The sequence below is a fragment of the Dactylosporangium sp. NPDC005555 genome (assembly GCF_040605635.1).
GTDB lineage: Bacteria > Actinomycetota > Actinomycetes > Mycobacteriales > Micromonosporaceae > Dactylosporangium.
The window spans coordinates 67,640-87,248 of the sequence record NZ_JBEXDG010000032.1 but is presented as its reverse complement, the minus strand read 5'-3'; the positions used below and the strand labels follow the sequence as shown (position 1 = coordinate 87,248).

The window sequence follows — 19,609 nt, the reverse complement described above, 5'->3', positions numbered from 1 at the left end:
TCCGGCCGCGCGGCTTCCCGGATTCTTGTCGCACAGCCAGGGACCTGACGGACAGCGCCTGGACGGACGCTGTCCGTCAGCATGGGCGTTCCAGCCGGTCGTGCGGCGCGCACCGGCGGCGGGCACGACGAGGGACCCGCCGGGAATGTTCCCCCCTCCCGGCGGGTCGTCTTGCACCCCCGTTGCGTACTGACGGACAGCGATCCGTCAGGAGGAGCAGGAGCAGCCGCCGCGACCGGCGGGCAGTCCCGCGGCGGGCCGTCGCCTGAAGGGTACGACGTCATGAAAACCCTTATGAAAGCGCATTCCTGCCCTTGCGCGGAACAGCAAACGTTTGCAACCCTCGATGGATGACTTCTCGTCGAACCCTGCTCACCGCCGCGCTCGGCGCGGTGGCCGGTGGCGCCACCGCCGGGCTCGCCGCCTCCCCCGCCGAAGCGTGGCCGGGGCCGGCCGTGACGGTCGCCGCCGACGGCTCGGCCGACTACACGAGCGTCCAGGCCGCCGTCGACGCCGTGCCGTCCGGCAATCCCGGCCCGTTCACGATCAAGCTCAGGCCCGGCGTCTACCGCGGCCAGGTCATCGTCCCGGCGGACAAGCCGCACATCGTGCTGCGCGGTCAGGGCGCCGACCCGACCGAGGTCGTGATCGTCGACGACCGGGCCAACGGCACCCTGAAGCCCGACGGCACCACCTGGGGCACCTCCGGCAGCGCGTCGGTCACCATCTCCGGCGACGACTTCTCCGCCCGGAACCTGACCTTCGCCAACGACTTCGACGAGGCCGCCCACCCCGAGATCACCTCGAGGCAGGCGGTCGCCGTGCTCACCCGCGCCGACCGGCTCGTGTTCGACAACGTCCGGTTCCTCGGCAACCAGGACACGCTCTACGTCAACACACCCGACGCGGCGACCGTCGGCCGCGTGTACCTGCGCAAGTGCTACGTCGAGGGCGACGTCGACTTCATCTTCGGCCGCGCCACCGCCGTGTTCGACCGCTGCGAGATCCGGTCGCTGAGCCGCGGCTCGAGCACCAACAACGGCTATGTGACCGCCGCGAGCACGTCGGTGGCCAACCCGTTCGGCTTCCTCATCACCGGCAGCAGGCTCACCGGCGACGCGCCCGCCGGCACCGTCTTCCTCGGCCGGCCGTGGCACCCGGGCAACGACCCGAACGCGATCGCGCAGACGGTGATCCGCGACTCGACGATCGGCGCGCACATCGGTGCCGCCCCGTGGACCGACTTCGGCACCTGGTCGTGGCGGGACGCCCGCTACGCCGAGTTCCGCAACCGCGGCCCCGGCGCGGCCGTCACCGCCGACCGGCCCCAGCTAACCGCGGAGCAGGCGGCGGCCGCCACCATCGACGCCTACCTCACCGGCTGGTGTCCCCGACGCTGAGCGCGACGGTCAGCAGCAGGAGCCACCCGGGGTCGCGGAGGCGGTCGCCGTACAGCTCGCGCAGCTTCGCGACGCGATACCGGACGGTCTGCGGGTGGACGAAGAGCTCGGCGGCGACCTCGTCGCGGCGGCCCTGGTGCAGCAGCCAGCTGCGCAGGGTCTCCACGAGCTTCGCGACGGTGGAGGCGCGCTCGCCGGCCAGGGGAGCCAGGGCCTGCTCCCGCAGGTCGGCGAGGGCCCGGCCGTCGGCGGTGACGACGAGCTCGACGAGGTGCTCCTCGGAGTCGAGCGCACCGGCGTCGGGCAGGAGGCGGGACACGCGCACGGCCCGCTCGAACGAGTGCCGGGCCAGGGACCACGGCACCGGCGGGCCGGTGACCGCGCCGTGCGGGGCGACGACGCGGAGCAGGTGGCCGCGGGCGGCGCCGTGCGCGTCGGGGACGAGCAGGACCGCCGTGTCGCGGAGGTGCTCGACGGTGGTCGCGAGGGTCCGCGGGTCGAGCAGGTCGACGACGGGCCGGGCGGTCCGGTCGGGCAGCAGGACCGCGGTCAGCGTCTGCGGCGGCGCCCAGTCGGCGGCCTCGGCGGCGACCGCGGCCGCGGCGACGGCCTGGGCGGGCTCGCCGGCGAGGAGGCTCTGCGCGAGCCGGTCCAGGGCGCGCCGCCGGGCCCGGCCGGAGGTCGCGAGCTCGTCGGCGTGGCCGGTGACGCTCGCCGCGGAGAGCTCGTCGATGTACGCGAACGTCAGCTCGGCGAACCGCGCGAGCGCGGGGGCGGTCATCCCGGCGCCGACGGTGACGGCGGCGAGCTCGCGCCAGGCGACGCGGGCGCCGACGCGGTAGGCGGCGAGCAGCGCGTCGAGGCTGCGGCCGGAGCGCGCCTCGCCCCGGCCGAGCGCGTACGCGCCTTCGAGCGACGGCGCGAGCGGGGACGGGCCGGCCCGGCGGGAGGCGAGATTGAGGAAACCGCCGAGCGCGGCGCGGACCGCGAGCTCGATCTTGGCGCCCATCTCGCCGGTGAGGGCGCCGGCATACGCTGGGACCTCGTCGACGATCGCGGCGACGGCGTGACCGGCGACCTCCGGCAGGGCGTGGCGCAGTGACTCGGCGACGCCGGCCTGCAACCGGAAGGCGCCGAGCGCGCTGGCTTTGTCTTCAGCGAACAAGAATCACGCCTCGATTCACGCGGACCGGTCATGATTTTATCCCTCAGACCCCATCATGCTGGACGCATGGCCGCTGCCCAAGCCCTCCGCGCCGGCGCCTGGCGGGTCGTCGAGCTCCTGACGACACCGCTGGTGCCGGCCGACTACCTCGACGTGATCGCGCCGTTGCGCAACGCCGAGGTGCTGCGGGCGAAGGTCGTGGCCGTGCACAAGGAGACGGCACGGGCGGTCACCCTCACGCTGCGCCCGGGGCGCGGCTGGCGGCGGCACGAGCCCGGCCAGTACCTGCGGCTCGGCGTCGACGTCGACGGCGTCCGGCTGTGGCGGGCGTATTCGATCACCAGCGCCCCGGACCGCCCCGACGGGCTGGTCACGGTCACGGTCACCGCGGTCGGCGGCGGCGCGGTCAGCGGTCACCTCATCGCGCGGGCCCGGCCCGGCATGCTGCTCGGCCTGGAGCGCCCCACCGGCGACTTCACGGTCCCGCGCGGCCACGGCGCGAAGGTCCTGTTCGTGACCGCCGGCAGCGGCCTCACCCCCGTGATGGGCATCCTGCGCTCGCACCCGCCCGGTGACCTCAGCGACGTCGTGCTGGTGCACTCCGCGAAGTCGCCCGAGGACGTCCTCTTCGGCGACGAGCTGCGGGCGCTGGCCGCCGGCGGCCGGATCACCCTCGTCGAGCGGCACACCGGCACCGACGGCCGCCTCTCCCCCGCCGACCTGGCGGTCCTCGTCCCGGACCTCGCCGAACGCGACGTCTGGGCCTGCGGCCCCAACGCGATGCTCGACGACCTCATGGCGCACCGGCCGGAGCAGACGCTCACCGTCGAACGCTTCCGGCCCGTGGTGATCGCGGCGGGTGACGGCGGCACGGTGACGTTCCTGCGGTCCGGCCGGACCGTCGAGGCGACCGGCGGCACGCCGCTGCTGGAGGCCGGCGAGTCCGCCGGGGTGCTCATGCCGTCGGGGTGCCGGATGGGCATCTGCTTCAGCTGCGTGCTGCCCCTGCGCGAGGGCGCCGTCCGCGACCTGCGCGACGGCCGGGTCACCACCGCCACCGAGGGCGACAACGTCCTGATCCAGACCTGTATCTCCGCCGCCGCCGGCGCCTGCCGCCTCGACGTCTGACCCGTTCGAAAGGACCTTCGTGACCACGCTGCAGCGCAAGGCCGTCAACCCGGTCGCCCACCTGACGGCCGAGGACATCGAGTCGATCGGGCGGGAGCTCGACGCCATCCGCGACGCGGTCATCAGCAGCCGGGGCGAGCGCGACGCCGCGTACATCCGGCGGGTCATCAAGGTCCAGCGCTGGCTGGAGCTGGGCAGCCGCGGCGTGCTGCTGTTCTCGATCCTGCCGCCGGCGTGGCTGGTCGGCACCGCCGGCCTGTCGGTGGCGAAGATCCTCGAGAACATGGAGATCGGCCACAACGTCATGCACGGCCAGTGGGACTGGATGCGCGACCCGAAGATCCACTCGACGACGTGGGAGTGGGACAACGCGTCGCCGTCGGAGCAGTGGAAGCACTCGCACAACGAGCTGCACCACACATACACGAACGTGATCGGCCGCGACAACGACCTCGGGTACGGCATCATGCGCGTCGACGAGGGCCAGCGCTGGCACCCGGTCCACCTGGGTCAGCCGCTGTGGAACTTCGTCAACGCCTGCTTCTTCGAGTACGGGATCGCGGCCTACGACCTGGAGCTCGGCCGGAACCTGTCGACGAAGGAGCGCCGCAGCAGCCCGCGGTTCAAGGCGGGCGTCCGGCAGGTCCTGAAGAAGATCGGCCGCCAGGTCGCGAAGGACTACGTGCTGCACCCGCTGCTGTCGGGCCCGTCGTTCCTGCACACGATCGCGGCGAACGCGGTCGCGAACCTGGTCCGCAACCTGTGGACGCACTCGGTGATCATGTGCGGGCACTTCCCGAAGGGCGTGGAGACCTTCGAGAGGTCCTCCATCGAGGGTGAGACGCGCGGCGACTGGTACCTGCGGCAGATGCTCGGCTCGGCGAACATCTCCGGCGGCCGGCTGATGCACATCATGACCGGGAACCTGTCCTACCAGATCGAGCACCACCTGTTCCCGGACCTGCCGAGCAACCGCTACCAGGAGATCGCGCCGAAGATCCAGGACCTGTTCCAGCGGTACGGGCTGACGTACACCAGCGGCCCACTGCCGAAGCAGGTCGGCTCGGCGTGGGCGAAGGTGTTCCGGCTCGCGCTGCCGAACCGCCGGCCGATGCCGCCGCTGCGACCGGCCGCCGCTCAGGAGCGCGAGCCCGTCGGCGTCGGCTGAGAACCCTAGGCCGCCCGGCCCTTGCCCACCCGGCGCAGGTAGTGGTCGACGGCGGCCTTGTCGTAGCCGCGCCAGGCGGCGGACGGGAAGCTGACCGCGTTCGCCGCGGCGGCCGCCTCGGCCCGGCGCACCGGGTCGCCGGAGTCCAGCGCCTCCGTCGTGGATGCCACGAAGGCGTCGACGCGGGCCCGGTCATACCCGCCGAACCGATGCGGAAATTCACTCATGTTCCCAGTCTCCACCTCGTGGGGGCGAAGCGCCACGGTAGGGTGCCCCGATGACGCGGCGGTTCGAAGAGCTCGACTGGCAGCAGACCCCGATCGGCGAGGTCAGCCTGCGCCGGCGGCTCGACCCGACGCTCGACGTCGAGGTGCACGAGGTGAAGCTCGGCGACGAGTACCTCATGTCGAGCCTCTTCACGGTCGCCGAGATCGAGCTGGCGCGGCTGGGCCTCGCCCCGCTGTCCGACGGCCCGCTCGACGTGGTGGTCGGTGGGCTCGGTCTCGGGTACACCGCGCACGCCGTCCTGCAGGACCAGCGGGTCCGGTCCCTGGTCGTCGTCGACTACCTGGACGCCGTCATCGGCTGGCACCGCAAGGGCCTGCTGCCGCTGTCGGCGGAGCTGACCGGCGACCCCCGCTGCCGGCTCACCCACGGCGACTTCTTCGCGCTGACCGCCGACGCCGAGGGCTACGACGGCGGCCGGCGCTTCGACGCGATCCTGGTCGACATCGACCACTCCCCGCGGCACCTGCTGCACCCCGGCAACGGTGGCTTCTACACCGCCGCCGGGCTGCGCCGCCTCGCCGGGCACCTGCGGCCCGGCGGGGTGTTCGGCCTGTGGTCCAACGACCCGCCGGACGACGGGTTCACCGCCACCCTCGCCGAGGTGTTCGCCGAGGTGCGGGCCGAGGTCGTCGCCTTCGACAACCCGTTGCAGCGCCGCGAGTCGACGAACACCGTCTACGTCGCCCGGTCGTCACCGTAGGGTGCAGGCCGTGCCGTTGAGCGTGAACGCCGCCGGGTTGCTGTTGGCGCCGGTGTACCCGGCGAGGAAGCCGAAGTTCACCGACGCGCCGGCCGCCACGGTGCCGTTCCAGGCGGCGTTGGACGCGGCGACCGCGGACCCGGTCTGGGTCAGCGTCGTCCCCCACGACTGGTTGACCCGCTGGTTCCCCGCGAACGTCCAACGCAGCGTCCACCCGCTCACCGCCGTGGCGCCGGTGTTGGTGACCGTGACGTCACCGGTGAAACCGCCGCCCCAGTCATTCGTCGTGTAGCGCACCGCGCACCCCGTGCCGCCGCCGCTGGAGGAAGCCGACGTCGACGGCGATCTGGAGGCCGACGGCGACGTCGACGGTGATTTCGAGGCCGACGGCGACGCCGACGGTGACGCCGACGGTGACCTGGAAGCGGACGCCGAAGCGGACGGCGACTGCGACACCGGCGGGCCCTCCGTCTGGATCGTCACGTCGTCGAGGTAGAGGTCGCCCGTCGTGTCCGTCGTCTCCAGGTACACCGACAGCGCCGTCGCACCCGGCAGGAACAGGTAGTCGCCGGACAGCCGTGTCCACGTGGTGCTGATCGCGGTGTTGGCGCTGACGTTCTCGTAGCGGGTCGCGGTGCCGTTCTGCCGTTGCATGCTCAGCCGGGCCGTCCCGGTGCCGGACGCGGTCCGCGCCCACGCGGTTACCGTGTACAGCTTCCCGGGGCTGAGGATGTCCAGGACCGGGCGGGTGGGGCCCTGCCACGTCGCGGTCCGGCCCGACGACAGGACGCTGCCGGTGCCGCCGTGCGCGGCCGCGGTGCTGTGCGCCGTCGTCTCGCCGCCGCGGGACCCCCAGCCGGTCAGGCCCGTCTCGAACGGGTAGGACGCGACCGTCACCAGGCTCGGCGTCGCCGGCGGCTCCGGCACGGTCGGGGTGCCGCCGAGCGCCTCGACGACCGCCGAGTACGCCGGCCTGGCCCGCCACTGCTCGTCGAACAGCAGCGCCGCGCCGTAGCCGGGGAAGAACGCCGGGATCCACGAGTCGGCCTCGCCGACGCCCCACGTCGTCACGCCCGTGCAGCCGGTGACGGCGGCGCACGCGCCGACGACCGCCCGGTAGTCGGCGGCCTGCTGCGCGAGCTCGGCCGCGTCGGCGGGCAGCGGGATGCGCACGTCGAGCTCGGTGATCTCGACCGTCAGCCCGAGCGCGGTGAACCGTTCGATGTTCTGCCGCAGCGTCGACGGGACCTGCCCGACGATGAGGTGCGCCTGCAGGCCGACCCCGTCGATCGGGACGCCGCGGGCCTTGAGCCGCTGCACCAGGTTGTACAGGCCGGTGCTCTTGGCGTTGACGCCCTCGACGTTGTAGTCGTTGAGGAACAGCTTCGCGGCGGGGTCGGCGGCGCGGGCGGCGGTGAACGCGTCGGCGATGTAGTCCTCGCCGAGCCGCGTGAACCATACGGAGGAGCGCAGCGTGCCGTCCTCGTTGAACGGCTCGTTCACGACGTCCCACTGGCCTGCTCTGCCTTTGAAGTGCCCGGCGACCGCGGTCACGTGGTCGAGCAGCACCTGGCGTTGTTCCGCGGCGGGACGGTCGGCGCTGACCCAGGCGGGCAGCTGGCTGTGCCACACGAGCGTGTGCCCGCGCAGCCGTTTGCCGGTGGCGCTCGCATAGTCGGCGATCGCGTCGGCGGCGGCGGCGGCGAAGTCGAACTGCCCCTGCGCCGGCTCGGTGGCGTCCCACTTGCCCTCGTTGCCCATCGTCACCGACGTGAACTGGGTGTCGGCGACCTGCCGCCACTGCCCGGACGCCAGGGTCTTCACCCCGGCGGCGGTCCCGATGTGGAACCCGCGGGCGGTGGCGACCTGCGCCAGGGTCTGCCCGGTCGCGGCGAGGGCGGGCAGCACGCTCACCCCACCGGCCACCAGCGCGACCGCGGCGGCCGCGGCGATGCCTGCTTGCGGTCTCTTCATGGCTGTCGTCCCCCTGTCGCACCGTCGCCCGTCGATCCGGCGGCGCCCACGACAGCACGCGACCGTGTCCCGGGACAACCGCGCCACCCCACCCCCGCAGGTCACGGCCGGTGCCGCCGGTGAAAGATGCACGGGTGAGCTGTTACCCGCACCACGCGGATGCGCTGTGCCTGGGGTTCAACGACGTCGAGAGCGGCTATGACGAGCCGGAGCCGGCCTGACCGTGCAGCTCGGCGAGGGTCGGCGGGTCGGCGCCGCGGCGGGAGCAGGTGATCCCCGCCGCCCGGGACGCGAACGTCAGCATGGCGGTGAGGGTCGCGGGGCTGACCGACGCCAGCCGGTCCCGGTTCGCGGCGCCGAGCAGGCCCTCGGCGGCGCAGGCGTGCAGCAGCCCCGCCGTGAACGTGTCCCCGGCACCCACCGTGTCCACGACCGCGGTCCGGGGTGCCGCGACCGCGACCGCGACGTCGCCGGTCGCCGCCCAGGCGCCGGCCGCGCCGAGGGTGACCACGACGAGCCGGGCGCCGTGGGCGAGCCAGGCGCGGCCGGTGTCCACATAGGACTGTGACGGGTACAGCCAGGCGAGGTCCTCCTGGCTGACCTTCACGATGTCGCTGAGCGCGACGAGGTCCTCGACCCGCCGGGCCGCCGTCGCCCTCCCGCCCATCAGCGACGGCCGGCAGTTGGGGTCGTAGCTGACCGTCGCGGTCGCGCGGGCATTCCGGACCAGGGCGGCGACGTCGGCGGCGCCAGGGTCCAGGAACGCGGCGATCGACCCGGTGTGCAGACAGTCGCCCTCCACTGTGGACGGAGCCGGGGAGAAGCGCCGCCAGGTGACGTCGAACGAGTAGTCCGCCTGACCGTCGGCGGCGGGCGTGGTCCGCGCGACGCTCGTCGGGGTCGCCGCGTGCAGGGTGCCGGGCGTGAGTCGTACACCATTGGCGGCCAGGTGATCGAGGATCAACCGGCCGTGCGGGTCGGCGCCGACCTGGGTCAGCAGCCCGGTGGCATCGCCGAGGCGGGCCAGGGCGACGGCGACGTTGGCGGGGCTGCCGCCGGGATGCGCCAGGGTCGTGCCTGGTGGACCCTCGATCAGGTCCACCAGGGCTTCACCGACGACAGTGATCACTGGCCCGGGGTCTCGGCCAGGGTGGTGGCGCCGGTCATGACGGCGACCGCCTCCGACATCGTGTGCGAGCGCGGCGTGATGATGCCCGCGCACCGGCCGAGGCGCTGGATGTGGACGCGGTCGGCGACCTCGAACACGTGCGGCATGTTGTGGCTGATCAGGATGACCGGCAGGCCGCGGGAGCGGACCTCGCCGATCATCTTGAGCACCTGGTTGGACTCGCGGACGCCGAGCGCGGCGGTCGGCTCGTCCAGGACGATGACCTTGCTGCCGAAGGCGGCGGCGCGGGCGACCGCGACCGCCTGGCGCTGCCCGCCGGACAGGGTCTCGACCGGCTGGGCCATGTTCTGCAGGGTGCCGATGCCGAGGTCGGCGAGGGCCTGCCCGGCGTCGCGGCGCATGCCCTTCTTGTCCAGCATCCGCAGGACCGTGCCGAGCGGTCCGGGCCGCCGACGCTCCCGGCCCAGGTACAGGTTGCCGGCGATGTCCAGCGCCGGGGCGACCGCGAGGGTCTGGTAGACGGTCTCGATGCCGGCGTCGCGGGCGTCCTGCGGGCGCCGGAACTGCACCGGCCGCCCGTCGAGCTCCAACGTCCCGGCGTCGGGGACGAGCGCGCCGGTGAGGCACTTGATGAGCGTGGACTTGCCGGCGCCGTTGTCGCCGATGACGGCGAGGACCTCGCCGGGGAACAGGTCGATGTCGACGCCGTCGAGGCCGACGACCCGGCCGAACGTCTTCACCAGGCCACGGGCGGAGAGGACCGGGGTGCTCATGCGCGCACCCTCCGGATCCACTGGTCGACGGCCACCGCCACGAGGACGAGCAGGCCGACGGCGAGGACGCGGTACTGGTCGTCGACCCCGGCCAGGGACAGGCCGCTGCGGAAGAAGCCGACGATGAGCGCACCGAGCAGCGTGCCGAGGACGGCGCCGCGGCCGCCGAAGAGGCTGGTGCCGCCGATGACGACGGCGGTGATGCTCTCCAGGTTGGCGTCGGTGATCGCGTTGGGGCTGGCGGCGCCGGCCCGGCCGATGAGGATCCAGGCGGTGAGGCCGTAGATGGCGCCGGCGATGACGTACACGCTGAGCAGCACCCTGTCCACGCGGATGCCGGCGAGCCGGGCGGCCTCCTTGTCGTCCCCGACGGCGTAGACGTGCCGGCCCCAGGCGGTGTTGGCGAGGGCGAAGCCGACCACGACGTACAGGACGGCGACGAGCACGACCCCGGCGGTGATCCGGAAGCGGCCGATCGCGAACGTCTCCCCCGTCCAGTTGAGCAGCGCCGGCAGGTCGGCCGACTGGACGCTCTGGCCTTTCGAGTACAGCAGGCCGATCGCGGTGAACACGCTCAGCGTGCCGAGGGTGACGATGAACGGCGGCAGCCCGATGCGGGTGACGAGGGTGCCGTTGAGCGTGCCGGCGGCGACCCCGACCGCGATGCCGACGAGCACGGCGAGGACGCCGGGGATGCCGTTGCCCTCGGCGAGTTTCGCCGACAGCATCATCGCGAGGATCGTGACCGCGCCGACGGACAGGTCGATGCCGGCGGTGAGGATGATCAGCGTCTGCCCGACCGCGAGCGCCCCGATGACGGCGACCTGCTGCAGCACCAGCGACAGCGAGTTCGGCTGGGCGAAGCGCGGGTTGATGAGCGAGAACACCGCGAAGGAGACGACGAGCACCAGGAACGGGCTGATCGCCGGGTACGAGTGCAGGACGTGCTGGACGCGCTGCACCGGCGAGCGTCTGCGGAGCGCGAACTGTTCGGCCGCGGTGGCCGCCGTCATGACTTGCCCCAGCACCGCTTGGCGCCCTCGGTGCTGTCGATGCTCTCCGTGCCGGCGGCCGGTTTGTCGGTCACCAGGGCGACGCCGGTGTCGAAGAAGTCGAGACCGCCGGTGACCTTCGGCTTCTCGCCGCCGGTCGCGATCTGCTTGATGGCCTTCACGCCGAGCTCGGCCATCTTCGTCGGGTACTGCTGCGACGTGGCGTTGATGAGCCCGTCCTTGACCTGCTTGACGCCGTCGCACCCGCCGTCGACGGAGACGACGAGGACGTCCTTGGCGCCGGCGGCCTGCAGCGCCTTCTGCGCGCCGACGGCGGCCGGCTCGTTGATCGTGTAGACCACGTTGACCGCCGGGTTCTTCGTGAGGCAGCGTTCCATGGCGGTCCGGCCGCCGTCCTCGGCGCCGTTGGTCGGCTCGTTGCACACGATGCTGTACGTGCCGCCGCCCGCGTAGCTGCCGGTCTTCGCCTCGTCGCCGTTGCGCTTCCTGTCCTTGGCGTCGATGCCCATGCCGGTGAGGAAGCCCTGGTCGCGGTTGTAGTCCACCGACACGATCTTGTCGTTGAACAGGTCGAGCATGGCGATCGTGGCGGGCTTGCCGGCCAGCGATGTCGCGGTCCACTTGCCGATGAGCTCGCCGGCCTTGAAGTTGTCGGTCGCGAACGTGATGTCGACGGTGTTCGCCGGGTCCGGCGGCGTGTCGAGGGCGATGACGTAGAGCCCGGCGTCGCGGGCCTTCTTGATCGCCGGGTTGACGCCCGGCCCGTTCGGCGTGATGAGGATGCCCTTGTCGCCGCGGGCGATGGCGTCCTCGATCGCCTGCACCTGCCCGGCCTCGTCGCCGTCGGCCTTCCCGGCGGCGATGGTCAGCTTCACGCCCTCAGCCGCGGCCGCCTGCTTCGCGCCGTCCTGCATGGTGACGAAGAACGGGTTCGTCGAGTTCTTGGTGATCAGCGAGACCGACACCTGGTCGCTGCCGCTGTCGTCGCCGCACGCCGCGGTGAGCCCGCCGGCGACCACCGCGACGGCGAGCAACCCCGCGGCCCGCAGACGGTTGCGTTGCATCATGTCAGCTCCTCAGCCCAGTCTTTGACAACGATGTCAAGGAGTGTCGACCCGGCTCATCATGATTGTCAATATGGCATCCTTGATGCTCTTGGACTGCTTGCTCCTCGACTTGACATCGTTGTCAAACAGGCCTGCGTCGGGGAGGATGGGCGGGCTGGCGATAATAGGGGAGCCGATCTTCGCGAGGGAGTGCCGTGACCAGTGCTGCCAGTGCTGCCAGCGCCGCCCGGGCCCGCCCGACCCTGCGCGACGTGGCGCAGCTCGCGGGGGTCAGCCCGAAGACCGTCTCCCGGGTCGTCAACGGCGAGCCCGGCGTCAGCCCCTCCAAGGCCGACGCCGTCGAGCGGGCGATCCGGCAGCTGGAGTACCGGCCCAACATCACCGCCAGCAGCCTGCGCCGCGCGGGCGGCCGCACCGCCGCCATCGCCGCCGTGCTCGAGGACGTCTCCAACCCGTTCTCCTCGGCGCTGTACCGCGCCCTGGAGGACGTCGCCCACGCCCGCGACGTGATGGTCTTCGCCGGCAGCGTCGAGGAGGATCCCGGTCGCGAGCGCGCCCTCGTCCGCGCCTTCGCGATGCGCCAGGCCGACGCGATGCTGATCGTCCCGGCCAGCGACAACCAGGCGTACCTGACCCGCGAGGTCGCCCCCGGCACCCCGCTCGTCTTCGTCGACCGCCCACCCGTCGGCCTGCACGCCGACGCCGTCCTCGTCGACAACGAGTCAGGCGCCGCCGACGCGGTCCGCCACCTCCTCGCCCACGGCCACCGCGACATCGCCTTCCTGGGGGACCTGCGCACGATCGCCACCGCCAGGCACCGCTTCCAGGGCTACAAGGACGCCCTCAGCGACCACGGCATCCGCCCCTCGCACATCGCCCACGACCTGCACACGACCTCGGCCGCCGAGGCCGCCTTCGGCCGTCTCCTGGACACCCCTTCCCCACCGACCGCCTGCTTCAGCGCGCAGAACCTCATCACCATCGGCGCGATCCGCGCCCTGCGCGCCCGCGGCCTGCAGCAGCGGGTCGCGGTCGTCGGCTTCGACGACTTCCCCCTCGCCGACCTCCTCGAACCCGCCGTGACGGTCGTGTCCCAGGACCCCTACCGGATGGGCCGCGTCGCCGCGGACCTCCTGTTCCGCCGCCTGGACGGCGAGGACTGGGAGCCCACGACCCACCTGGTCGAGACCCGCCTCGTCCCCCGCGGCTCCGGCGAACTCCCCGCCCCACCCTGACGCCGGCTGGAAGTGCCGTGGGTGGGCAGGCACTTGCTGGCGGCGTGCCGACATGGACCGCTCAGCCCGCAATGGGGTTGGCGGCTGGGAATACGAACGGTCCCGGACAGGTGCACCCGTCCGGGACCGATCAGGCAGGTGAAGCGGTCAGCGACCGCCGCCCATGCCGCCGAACGGGTTGTTGCCCTGCATGCCGCCCTGGCCGAGGCCGAAGCGGCCGGCCATGCTGGTGCCGGCGAGGGCGTCGTACGGGGGCAGCAGCTCGGCCGGCTGGACGACGACGAAGCCCTCACCGGTGAACTGCATCTGCCAGCTCTCGCCGGTGTTGCCGCGAGGGCGCCACACCGAGGAGGACGTGACCGCCGCCTGCATGCTGACCTGCAGGCTCGAGGACCAGGCGATGACCGCGTCCGCGTCGGCGAAGTAGTAGTTGTTGGGGGTGACCCGCATGACCAGCGGCGCGCCGGTGGTGGTGACGGCGACCTTGCCCCGGCCGCCGATGTCGATGTTGTAGCTGCCGGCGCCGGCGATCTGGACCTGCGAGTCGATGCGCACGATGTCCCAGCGCAGCTGGGTCTCGAAGGCGAGGATGTTGTTGCCGTCGACGGTGAGGCCGTCGCCGGCGAGGTCCAGAATGTGGATGTCCTGGGCCTGGTTGGCCAGGAACACGGTGCCGCTGCCGTGGACCTTCATCAGGTTCAGGCTCTCACCTGTGAAGTGCCGGGCGACGTGCGAGCCCCAGCCCTGGTACTGCGAGTCGAAGTTCACGCCGCCCTGGTAGGCGACCATCGCACCCTTGCGGGCGAAGAACTCGCGCATGCCGGTGGCCTGCCCGAGGGTGGCCTTCAGCATCTTGCCGTTCTGCAGGACGAACCGCTCGGTGCTCTGGACTTCCTGGTTGGCCAGCAGTGAGCTCTGGTACATGTCGGTCTCCTCAACCCCGGGCCGAGAAAGCGGGGCGCGCGTCCTCGCTCGGCTGGACCATCACGAAACCCTGCCCGGAGAAGCCGAGCTGGAACGACTCGCCGGAGCCGCGGCCGATGAGGCTGCCGAAGCGGGCGGTGCGCTTGGGGCTGATGCTCAGCCCGTCGGTGAAGCCGACCAGCGCGTCGGTGTCCACATAGGTCGGTGCCTCGCGGGTGTCGAGGACCACGGGCGTGCCCTTGCTGGTCAGCGCGACCCAGCCGTTGCCGCGGATGACCACGTTGAACATGCCCATGCCGGACAGCATGCTGACGCCCTTGACCCGCTCGATGCTCCACTGGAGGGTGGCGTCGAAGGCGAGGATGTTCTTGCCGTTGACGGACAGGCCCTCGCCGGCGAGCTGCACGACGACGACCTCCTTGCCGTAGTCGGCGAGGTAGAGCTCGCCCTGACCGGTGGCGGTCATCAGCGGCACGCCCTCGCCGGTGGCCCAGGACCGGGCCATCGCGCCGAGCTGCGGCGGGTTGGGGTTGAAGTCGATGAGCCCCTCGTAGGCGATCATCGAGCCGGTCCGGGCCATCAGGTCCTGGCCCTGCGCCATCATGACCTTGGCGATCTTGCTGCCGTGAAGGCTCATGCGGTCCCGGACCTGCGTCTGGCCATAGTGTTGGAGCAGTGGACTCTGCACAGCGTCCCCTTTCAGACCTCGTAGGGCTGGACCACGACGAAGTGGCCCTGCATTCCCATGAACTGGAGCGCGACGGACTCGCCGCTTTCGCCGGCGTAGATCTGCCGGGACACCCGGACCTGCGTCGACACCGCGACCCGCATGCCGGCGGTCCAGGCGACGACGGCGTTCATGTCGCCGAACGTCGGGCCCTGGCACATCAGGGTGACCGGGGTGCCCTTGGTCATGACGACGACGGTGCCCTGACCGCGGACCTCCAGGTGGAAGAAGCCGCCGCCGGGGATGCCGGGGCTCTCGATCCGCTTGACCTCGGTCTGCAGGCTCGCGTCGAAGGCGAGCACGTTGTTGGCGTTGATGCACAGCGCCTGGCCCTGCAGCTCGACGATGTGCAGGTCGCTGGCGTTCTCGGCGAGGAACACCTCGCCCTGGCCCTTGAGCGTCATGAGCTTGAGGCCCTGGCCGGTCATCGCGCCCTCGAACATCGCCTTCAGGCCGCCGGAGCCCTTGTATTCGAACTCGACGTTGCCCTGGTAGGCGACCATCGAGCCGCGCCGCGCGTGGGCGTCCGGGCCGAGGGTGACCTTGACGAGCTTGCTGTTCTGCTTCGACCAGCGGCCGGTGGCCGGCGCTTCCTTGTACTTCTGCAGGCTGTGCATGACGCCCGGCTGGACGCGCTCGGCCTGCGACGGCAGCAGGTCACCCTGCGGCGGGAAACCCTGCTGCGGCGGGAAGCCGGGCTGACCCTGCGGCGGTTGACCGGGCTGCTGCTGGGGCGGATACCCCGGCTGGCCCTGCGGCGGGTAGCCGGGCTGCTGGGGCGGATACCCCGGCTGGCCCTGCGGCGCGAACCCGGGCTGCTGCTGCTGCTGGTAGCCGGGCTGGCCCTGCGGGGCGAAACCGGGCTGCTGCTGCGGGGGCGCGAACTGCTGCGGCGGCGGCGCGAACTGCTGCGTGGGCGCGGGCGGCGGCGCGAACTGCTGCGTGGGCGCGGGCGGCGGCGGCGCGAAGCCCTGCTGCTGCGGCGGCGGCCCACCGGGCGGCGGCGCGAACCCGGGCGCGGGACCGGCGGGCGCCGGAGCCGGGTCGTCGTCGACGTTGCCACCGTACGAGCGGATCAGGTCGGCCAGCCCGCCGGCGAAACCCTGCCCGACGGCGGCGGCACGCCAGACGCCCTTGCGGTACAGGTCGCCGATGATGATCGCCCGCTCGGTGCCGAAGTCGGCGCCGGTGAAGCTGTACCGCATGACCTCCTGGCCGCCGGCGACGATGCGCAGGTAGCCGGACTGCAGCTGGCTCGCGGTGCCCGAGGTCTCGATCGCGGCGCAGAACGACAGCTTCGCGACCTTCTCCGGCACGGCGCTGAGCGTCGCGCGGAACGAGTCCGTGTCACCGGACTGCGGACCCAGCTTCTGGATCGAGCCCTCGGGCGACTTCGGCTGGTTGAAGAAGATGAAGTAGTTGTCGTCCACGAGCTTGTCGTCGGCGTCCAGGCCGAAGCACGAGATGTCCCACGTGATCCCGGGAGCGTTCAACTGGATGCCTACATACAGATCATCTCCCGTGGTGAAGTTCGAAATCGGGCTCTTCTGCCCCCGAGTGAATGACTGAGACACGTGATCTCCTCGGCTACAACGACAGCGCGTCTGCGATCAACTTATAGCGGCACCGTTCAAGTGGCGCCTGACAGTAACGGGTCATCGCCCGTCCGCCTGACGGGCCAGGCGGGCGAGGATCTCGTCGACGGCGGTGCTGCCCGTGGTGGCGTCCGGCGTGAACGTCCAGGTCAGCCCCACCCACGGGTCGCCCATGTGGTCCCCGGACAGGACGGGCAGGCGCGCCATCGAGCGCCACACCGCCCCGACCATCGGACCGAGCGTCGAGGAGTCCTGCGGGTCGGCGACCATCAGGATGTGCACGCCGGCCTCGGGCCCCTCGCTGAGCAGGTACTGCAGGCGCGCGAAGGTGGCCTCGTCGAACCCGTACGGGAAGTCGTGCAGCACCAGCAGCCGCCGCCCCCCGTCGATGTGCTCGTGCGAAGGGTCCGTCGCGCCGGCCCGCATCGCCATCTGCACCAGGTCGACCCGCTCGACGAGGTGCTCCAGCATGTCGCTGAGCGCCTGCGGGGTCGCCGCGACCGGCACCGCGCCGGACCCGCCCCCCTGGGCGCCGCCGAGGTCGAACGCGCGGGCCGCGGCGCCGGCCCCGGCGAGGTCGGCGACGGAGACGCTGAGCTGGCCGGGCGGGTGCGCGGCGAGGAGCCGGACCACGACCGAGCGGGCCATCGCCACGGCGGTGTTGCGGTCGGCGCCGGTCGAGTCGATCCACAGCGCCCGCATCAGCGGCAGCCGGAACAGCAGCGGGATCCGCAGCTCCGGCGACTCCGGGACGTGCACGTCGCCGACGCGGATGCCGACGGTCAGCGTCTCCGGCAGGCGCCAGTCGCGCCACCGCGGGCTGTCCCAGGCGGCCATCGGCGCCGGCAGCGACGCCGAGAGCCCCTTGAGCTCGGTGACGAGCTGGTCGACGTCGCGGCGGCGGTCGGCCTCCGCGCGGCGGACGAGCTCGTCGTGGCGGCGGTCGGCCTCGGCGCGGGCCGCTGCCGTCTGCGGCGAGTTGCGCAGCCGCGGGTCGTTGAGCAGCTCACCGACCTCGCTGTCGCGCCGCTGCTCGGCGTAGCCGACGGCGGAGCGCAGCGCCGACGTGGACCGTGCCGCGTCCTGGAAGATCGACCACACCTGCTGGTAGAGCCGCTCCTCCAGGGGGCCGCCGACCTCCGGCAGCGGCTGCTGCTGCTGCGGCTGCTGCGACGCGGCCGGTGCCCCGCCGGTGCCGGGGAAGTGCGGCGAGGACGTGACGGTCCCGGACGTGCCGGGGAAGTGCGGCGACGACGTGACCGGGGCCGCCACCGGCTCCTCCTGCTCGACGTCCACGCCGTGCGCGGCGATCAGCTGGGCCAGGCCGCCGGAGTACCCCTGGCCGATGGCGCGGACCTTCCAGGCGCCGGCGCGGCGGTACAGCTCCCAGGCGATGACGGCCCGTTCCTCGCTGAGGCCCTGCATGGTGAACGTCCCCAGCTCCGTGCCGGTCGCCTCGACGAGCCGGGCGACCGGCGCGGCGCCGGACCCGAACGTCATGGTGCGGTCGTCGGGGCTGATCACCGCGATGACCCGGGCGACGTCGGCGGGGATCGCAGACAGGTCGATCTCGACCCGTTGCGCCCCGCCGGCGCCGCCGGTCAGCCACGTCACCCCCGGCGCCGCCGGCTGGTTGTAGAAGACGAGGTCACCGTCGGACCGGACGCGTCCCGTCTCCGTGAGCAGCAACGCCGACAGGTCGACCGCGATCCCGGCGTCGACCATGATCCTGAGCGCGGCTGCCGTCAGGGGTGCGTTCTGCCCCTTGACGAAGACCTGCGTCATTGTTCCCCTCCTGATGCCGACGGACCCTGACTTCGGTGACTGCTGCGGCTACAGGAAGCGGCCCAGCGCCGGGATCATCTCCAGCGGCTGCTTGGCGTTCTGGGGCTCGCCGATCGCCGTCATCTTCCAGCCGTTGCCGTCCCGGTGCAGCTTGGCCATGACCATGCCCGTGCTCGGCGTGCCGCCGGAGAGCGTATAGCGGGTCAGCTCGGCCCGGGTCGTCTCGTCCACCAGCCGACAGAACGCCGCCTCGATCTGCGCGAACGTGTGCCCCTCGTAGGAGGTGACCACGAACATGATCGTGGTGACGTGCGCCGGGACGCGGTTGAGGTCCACGACGATCGACTCGTCGTCGCCGTCGCCCGCGCCGGTGCGGTTGTCACCGGCGTGCTGGACGGAGCCGTCCTTGCTGCGCAGCTGGTTGAAGAACGCGATGTCGACCGGCTGCTTGTCGGCGAACAGGATCGCCGAGGCGTCCAGGTCGACCTCGGTCTCCCGGTTGCCGAACAGGCCGCGCTTCTTGATCGGGTCCCAGCCGAGGCCCATCCGGACCAGGCTGAGCGACGAGCCGTCCTGCTTGCGCAGCGACACCCGCTGGCCCTTGCTGAGGTTGACGGGCCCGCCGGGGCCGCCGACGGGGGCGTCCTGCGCGGGGGCGGCCGGCGCCGGCGGGACCGGCGGCATCTGCTGGGTCGGCTGCCCGTAGGCCGGGGCGGCCGGCGGCTGCTGACCGTAGGCCGGCGCGGCCGGCGGCTGACCATAAGCGGGCGGCTGCTGACCGTAGCCGGGCGCGGCCGGGGGCTGCTGGCCGAACGGCGGGGTGTTCTGCCCGTACGCCGGGGTCTCCTGCGGAGGCGCGACGTGCGACGGCGCGGTCTGCGCCGGCATCGTGTAGACCGGCGCGGCCGGCGGCTGCGGCGGCGCGGGCGGCTGCGCGACGGGCGGCGCGGGCGGCTGCGCGACCGGCGGCGGCGGCGCGACCGGCGGGGCGGAGGCGACCGGCGGGGCCGATTGCGGGGCCGGCGAGTCGTCGACGGACACGCCGTGGTCGCGGACCAGGTCGGCGAGGCCACCGGCGTAGCCCTGGCCGACGGCCCGGACCTTCCAGTCGGCGCCGCGGCGGTAGATCTCCAGCGCGATCACCATGCTCTCGGTGTCCAGGCCGGCGACCACGTACTGGATGAGTTCGGCGCCGGCCTGGTCGTAGACCTTCGCGACGGGCGGGGCGAACTGCCCGAACCGCTGACCGGTGCCGTCGACGCTGACCACGACGCGGACCTTGTCGACGTCGGCCGGGATCGCGCCGGTGGAGACGGATGCCTGCCACTTGCCGCCGCCGGTGTCGCGCACGGTGACGCCGGGGCCGTCCGGCTGGTTGTAGAAGACGAAGTCGGCGTCGGTCCGCACCTTGCCGGCCGTCGTCACCAGCAGCGCGGACAGGTCGGTGGCGACGCCGACCTCCACCACGACGCGCACGTCGTTGGCGGTCAGCGCGGTGTTCTGGCCCTTCACCAGCACGGTGGCCATGCTTTGTTCTC

Annotated in this window: 17 protein-coding genes; 5 read left to right on the top strand and 12 right to left on the bottom strand. The window is 72.3% G+C overall.

The window, feature by feature from the left end; translation table 11 throughout:
* Nucleotides 1-350: 350 nt before the first annotated feature.
* Nucleotides 351-1,400: a pectinesterase family protein gene (locus tag ABZS58_RS31010; protein ID WP_354786775.1), complete on the top strand. Its 1,050-nt coding sequence runs from the start codon at nucleotides 351-353 to the stop codon at nucleotides 1,398-1,400.
* Here ABZS58_RS31010 and ABZS58_RS31005 read toward each other — a convergent pair.
* Nucleotides 1,375-2,565, bottom strand: a complete 1,191-nt coding sequence (locus ABZS58_RS31005) for a helix-turn-helix domain-containing protein (protein WP_354786774.1) — start codon at nucleotides 2,563-2,565, stop codon at nucleotides 1,375-1,377. The genes ABZS58_RS31010 and ABZS58_RS31005 overlap by 26 nt on opposite strands.
* 66 nt (nucleotides 2,566-2,631) lie before the next feature.
* On the opposite strand from ABZS58_RS31005, the gene ABZS58_RS31000 reads away from it, so the two are divergent.
* Both ABZS58_RS31000 and ABZS58_RS30995 read left to right on the top strand, forming a co-directional pair.
* Nucleotides 2,632-3,693, top strand: a complete 1,062-nt coding sequence (locus tag ABZS58_RS31000) for a ferredoxin reductase (RefSeq protein ID WP_354786773.1) — start codon at nucleotides 2,632-2,634, stop codon at nucleotides 3,691-3,693.
* 19 nt (nucleotides 3,694-3,712) lie between these two features.
* Complete coding sequence (locus tag ABZS58_RS30995; protein WP_354786772.1) at nucleotides 3,713-4,861, top strand: acyl-CoA desaturase; 1,149 nt, start codon at nucleotides 3,713-3,715, stop codon at nucleotides 4,859-4,861.
* Nucleotides 4,862-4,866: 5 nt separating this feature from the next.
* Here ABZS58_RS30995 and ABZS58_RS30990 read toward each other — a convergent pair whose 3' ends face one another.
* Entirely contained in the window at nucleotides 4,867-5,088 is a 222-nt protein-coding gene (locus tag ABZS58_RS30990; RefSeq protein WP_354786771.1) for a DivIVA domain-containing protein, read from the bottom strand.
* Between the two features lie 50 nt (nucleotides 5,089-5,138).
* Here ABZS58_RS30990 and ABZS58_RS30985 point away from each other — a divergent pair, with 50 nt between their 5' ends.
* A complete protein-coding gene (locus tag ABZS58_RS30985; protein ID WP_354786770.1) occupies nucleotides 5,139-5,849 on the top strand; it encodes a spermidine synthase in 711 nt (236 codons plus the stop codon).
* Here ABZS58_RS30985 and ABZS58_RS30980 read toward each other — a convergent pair.
* The 5 genes from ABZS58_RS30980 to ABZS58_RS30960 all read right to left on the bottom strand — a co-directional run bounded on the left by ABZS58_RS30980 (nucleotide 5,841) and on the right by ABZS58_RS30960 (nucleotide 11,805).
* On the bottom strand, nucleotides 5,841-7,823 hold the full coding sequence (locus ABZS58_RS30980) for an endo-1,4-beta-xylanase (RefSeq protein WP_354786769.1): 1,983 nt from the start codon (nucleotides 7,821-7,823) through the stop codon (nucleotides 5,841-5,843). The genes ABZS58_RS30985 and ABZS58_RS30980 overlap by 9 nt on opposite strands.
* Nucleotides 7,824-8,019: 196 nt before the next feature.
* Nucleotides 8,020-8,952 carry a carbohydrate kinase gene (locus ABZS58_RS30975; RefSeq protein ID WP_354786768.1) on the bottom strand — a complete coding sequence of 311 codons (933 nt, stop codon included), beginning with the start codon at nucleotides 8,950-8,952 and terminating at the stop codon, nucleotides 8,020-8,022.
* Entirely contained in the window at nucleotides 8,949-9,725 is a 777-nt protein-coding gene (locus ABZS58_RS30970) for an ATP-binding cassette domain-containing protein (protein ID WP_354786767.1), read from the bottom strand. Before ABZS58_RS30970 ends, ABZS58_RS30975 begins: the two co-directional genes overlap by 4 nt.
* Nucleotides 9,722-10,738 (bottom strand): ABC transporter permease, encoded by a 1,017-nt coding sequence (locus tag ABZS58_RS30965; protein WP_354786766.1) that lies wholly within the window; start codon nucleotides 10,736-10,738, stop codon nucleotides 9,722-9,724. Before ABZS58_RS30965 ends, ABZS58_RS30970 begins: the two co-directional genes overlap by 4 nt.
* A complete protein-coding gene (locus ABZS58_RS30960; RefSeq protein ID WP_354786765.1) occupies nucleotides 10,735-11,805 on the bottom strand; it encodes a substrate-binding domain-containing protein in 1,071 nt (356 codons plus the stop codon). Before ABZS58_RS30960 ends, ABZS58_RS30965 begins: the two co-directional genes overlap by 4 nt.
* A 194-nt stretch (nucleotides 11,806-11,999) precedes the next feature.
* On the opposite strand from ABZS58_RS30960, the gene ABZS58_RS30955 reads away from it, so the two are divergent.
* Complete coding sequence (locus ABZS58_RS30955) at nucleotides 12,000-13,040, top strand: LacI family DNA-binding transcriptional regulator (RefSeq protein WP_354786764.1); 1,041 nt, start codon at nucleotides 12,000-12,002, stop codon at nucleotides 13,038-13,040.
* A gap of 147 nt (nucleotides 13,041-13,187) precedes the next feature.
* Here ABZS58_RS30955 and ABZS58_RS30950 read toward each other — a convergent pair whose 3' ends face one another.
* The 5 genes from ABZS58_RS30950 to ABZS58_RS30930 all read right to left on the bottom strand — a co-directional run bounded on the left by ABZS58_RS30950 (nucleotide 13,188) and on the right by ABZS58_RS30930 (nucleotide 19,598).
* Nucleotides 13,188-13,964: an AIM24 family protein gene (locus ABZS58_RS30950; protein WP_354786763.1), complete on the bottom strand. Its 777-nt coding sequence runs from the start codon at nucleotides 13,962-13,964 to the stop codon at nucleotides 13,188-13,190.
* Between the two features lie 10 nt (nucleotides 13,965-13,974).
* On the bottom strand, nucleotides 13,975-14,601 hold the full coding sequence (locus ABZS58_RS30945; protein ID WP_354786762.1) for an AIM24 family protein: 627 nt from the start codon (nucleotides 14,599-14,601) through the stop codon (nucleotides 13,975-13,977).
* Between the two features lie 62 nt (nucleotides 14,602-14,663).
* Entirely contained in the window at nucleotides 14,664-16,265 is a 1,602-nt protein-coding gene (locus ABZS58_RS30940; RefSeq protein ID WP_354786761.1) for a TerD family protein, read from the bottom strand.
* A gap of 81 nt (nucleotides 16,266-16,346) precedes the next feature.
* Nucleotides 16,347-18,071, bottom strand: a complete 1,725-nt coding sequence (locus ABZS58_RS30935; RefSeq protein WP_354786760.1) for a TerD family protein — start codon at nucleotides 18,069-18,071, stop codon at nucleotides 16,347-16,349.
* A gap of 48 nt (nucleotides 18,072-18,119) precedes the next feature.
* On the bottom strand, nucleotides 18,120-19,598 hold the full coding sequence (locus ABZS58_RS30930; protein ID WP_354786759.1) for a TerD family protein: 1,479 nt from the start codon (nucleotides 19,596-19,598) through the stop codon (nucleotides 18,120-18,122).
* Nucleotides 19,599-19,609: the final 11 nt, after the last annotated feature.

Excerpts from the sequence above, each read along its gene's own strand:
- ABZS58_RS30945 (WP_354786762.1), bottom strand. The coding sequence starts at position 14,601 with ATGAGCCTTCACGGCAGCAAGATCGCCAAGGTCATGATGGCGCAGGGC.
- ABZS58_RS30965 (WP_354786766.1), bottom strand. The coding sequence starts at position 10,738 with ATGACGGCGGCCACCGCGGCCGAACAGTTCGCGCTCCGCAGACGCTCG.
- ABZS58_RS30980 (WP_354786769.1), bottom strand. The coding sequence starts at position 7,823 with ATGAAGAGACCGCAAGCAGGCATCGCCGCGGCCGCCGCGGTCGCGCTG.
- ABZS58_RS30950 (WP_354786763.1), bottom strand. The coding sequence starts at position 13,964 with ATGTACCAGAGCTCACTGCTGGCCAACCAGGAAGTCCAGAGCACCGAG.
- ABZS58_RS30960 (WP_354786765.1), bottom strand. The coding sequence starts at position 11,805 with ATGATGCAACGCAACCGTCTGCGGGCCGCGGGGTTGCTCGCCGTCGCG.
- ABZS58_RS30985 (WP_354786770.1), top strand. The coding sequence starts at position 5,139 with ATGACGCGGCGGTTCGAAGAGCTCGACTGGCAGCAGACCCCGATCGGC.
- ABZS58_RS31000 (WP_354786773.1), top strand. The coding sequence starts at position 2,632 with ATGGCCGCTGCCCAAGCCCTCCGCGCCGGCGCCTGGCGGGTCGTCGAG.
- ABZS58_RS30990 (WP_354786771.1), bottom strand. The coding sequence starts at position 5,088 with ATGAGTGAATTTCCGCATCGGTTCGGCGGGTATGACCGGGCCCGCGTC.
- ABZS58_RS30930 (WP_354786759.1), bottom strand. The coding sequence starts at position 19,598 with ATGGCCACCGTGCTGGTGAAGGGCCAGAACACCGCGCTGACCGCCAAC.
- ABZS58_RS31010 (WP_354786775.1), top strand. The coding sequence starts at position 351 with ATGACTTCTCGTCGAACCCTGCTCACCGCCGCGCTCGGCGCGGTGGCC.
- ABZS58_RS30935 (WP_354786760.1), bottom strand. The coding sequence starts at position 18,071 with ATGACGCAGGTCTTCGTCAAGGGGCAGAACGCACCCCTGACGGCAGCC.
- ABZS58_RS30970 (WP_354786767.1), bottom strand. The coding sequence starts at position 9,725 with ATGAGCACCCCGGTCCTCTCCGCCCGTGGCCTGGTGAAGACGTTCGGC.